Source organism: Pseudomonas sp. 5Ae-yellow, assembly GCF_014077575.1.
GTDB lineage: Bacteria > Pseudomonadota > Gammaproteobacteria > Pseudomonadales > Pseudomonadaceae > Halopseudomonas > Halopseudomonas neustonica.
The window spans coordinates 1-2,315 of sequence record NZ_JACGWE010000095.1; the positions used below are offsets into that span (position 1 = coordinate 1).

General features: G+C 44.5%; 2 protein-coding genes. Both read left to right on the forward strand.

What is annotated here, in order from left to right:
• Positions 1-280 precede the first annotated feature (280 nt).
• The gene (locus tag H4J77_RS19345) at positions 281-964 is read left to right on the forward strand and encodes a heavy metal response regulator transcription factor (RefSeq protein ID WP_123891405.1); all 684 of its coding nucleotides are present in this window, start codon (positions 281-283) and stop codon (positions 962-964) included.
• Positions 961-2,208 (forward strand): heavy metal sensor histidine kinase, encoded by a 1,248-nt coding sequence (locus tag H4J77_RS19350; RefSeq protein ID WP_182250076.1) that lies wholly within the window; start codon positions 961-963, stop codon positions 2,206-2,208. Before H4J77_RS19345 ends, H4J77_RS19350 begins: the two co-directional genes overlap by 4 nt.
• Positions 2,209-2,315: the final 107 nt, after the last annotated feature.

Genomic DNA, 2,315 nt, shown 5'->3' on the forward strand with positions numbered 1-2,315 from the left:
AAGCTGAGGCCTTGGGCATGACTAACTTGAATGGTGGCACGCTCTGCAACGCTGAGTTCGGAATAAGACATAGGGCAGCACCGTACCGGAAAGGTCAGGTGTTGCACTCAGTTTTTGCCGCCGCCCTAACTAAGAATTAGTTAAGTTAAGCGTTGAGCTTGTAGCTACCTTAGCGGGTGACCCCTGTCAGGAAGCTGATCTCGAAATTACATTTATGTAAGCCTCTAGCTAGATGGCTTATTGATCTGCACACTAGGGCTACCCAGCAACAGGATTTCTCATGAAAATTTTAATCGCAGAAGATGAGCCAAAAATCGGTATTTATCTACAGCAAGGTCTTGTCGAGGCGGGGTTTAACGTTGCTCGTGTGATGACGGGAATAGATGCCCTGCAACTAGCGGTCACTGAGTCATTTGACTTATTGATTCTGGATGTAATGATGCCGGGATTAGATGGCTGGGAGGTGTTGCGCAGGATACGAGCGACGGGCAGAGATACTCCAGTATTATTCTTGACGGCGAGAGATGGTATCGATGATCGTGTAAAGGGTTTGGAATTGGGAGCCGATGACTACCTCATTAAACCTTTTGCTTTCGCTGAGCTACTCGCTCGAGTGAGGACTTTACTGCGCCGAGGGAATAGCTCGCCAGCACCCACTACGATGAGATTAGCTGACCTAGAGGTAGACCTCCTAAAACGTCGAGCAACCCGAAATGGTGCTCGAATTGATCTTACTGCAAAGGAATTCGCTTTGCTTGAGTTGCTATTGAGGCGGCAAGGGGAGATTTTATCTAAAGCGGTAATCGCCTCTCAAGTATGGGATATGAACTTCGATAGCGACACTAATGTTATAGAGGTTGCCATCCGGCGTTTGCGCGCAAAAATAGACGACGATTTTTCTCCAAAACTCATTCGCACTGCACGAGGTATGGGATACGTGCTCGACGTCCCGGAGCTAAAATGAGAAGACTTTCATTAACTACTCGCATGAGTTTGATGTTCATGTTAGGGGTTATTTCTGTTTTAATCGTTACAGGCTTAAGTTTTCATGCGCTGGCCAAACACCACTTTAAAAATTTAGATCGCCAAATACTGGAAGAAAAACTCGAATCCACCACAAAAGCGCTGACCACTACTCACAGTGAGCAGGACTTCATGAGCGCGCAACCACAACTACACACGTTACTCGGCGCGCATGCAGGACTTTCAGCATTCATTTTCAATAAAGAAGGCGTTGTCATTTTTACTGAGCCAAGTTTAGCTAAAGTACCTGTAAATCATGACATTGGTTCAGGTTCAGGCTTTTTCGAATGGACAGAGAGAGGTCATAAGTATCGGGGTATGGCATCTGTACTTCCAGAAGGAAGCCGGTCCTTCGCTGAATCAGCTCTATTAGTTCTTGATGTCACAAGCCACGAACACTTTTTTGAGAAGCTACAACACTGGTTTTGGATTGGATTGGTAGTAAGTGCTTTTGCTAGCGCATTGCTTGGTTGGATCGTTGCTCGCAGTGGCTTACGTCCTTTAAGGAAGGTGACACAAGTGGCGAGCGCTATGTCAGCAAGGTCGCTAAAAGAGCGAATTTCATTAGAGCGAGTTCCTCAAGAGCTTCAAGAGTTAGTTTTTTCGTTTAATGAGATGCTGGCCCGGCTTGATGATGCATTTGCCAGGCTATCAAATTTTTCTGCTGACATAGCTCACGAGCTGAGGACTCCCATCAGTAATTTAAAAACTCATACTGAAGTCGTCCTTAGCCAGGAACGAAAAATTGAGTCTTATCAGGATAATTTATATGCCAACCTTGACGACTTAAATAAAATATCACGCATAATTGACGATATGTTGTTTTTAGCTAAATCTGATAATGGCTTGATTATTCCACAGCAGGAAAATATTGAGTTAAACGCCTTGATTTGTAAGCTTGTTGAATACTATGAAGTTCTTGCAGAAGAATTAAAAATACAGTTTAAAGTCGCTGGACATGGGCATATTTTAGGCGACAAGCTGATGTTGAGTCGCGCCATTTCAAACTTGATTTCCAATGCGCTCAGGTACACCCCGGCACACAATATTATTTCTATAATTATAGCGACAGAATCTAGTTCCATTACGCTATCTGTAAAAAATCCGGGAGAGACTATTTCTCCAGAACATTTAGACCATTTATTTGATCGATTTTATCGTGCAGACGGCGGTCTCAGGGTCTAAGTGCAACACTCAGTTGATGGTCTGAAGGTTATTGCTCTGCGAGAGCTGAAGGTATTCAACAAGCACCTCCACCGGGAATTTCCAGCCTAAAGTCTGTCGTGGCCGAG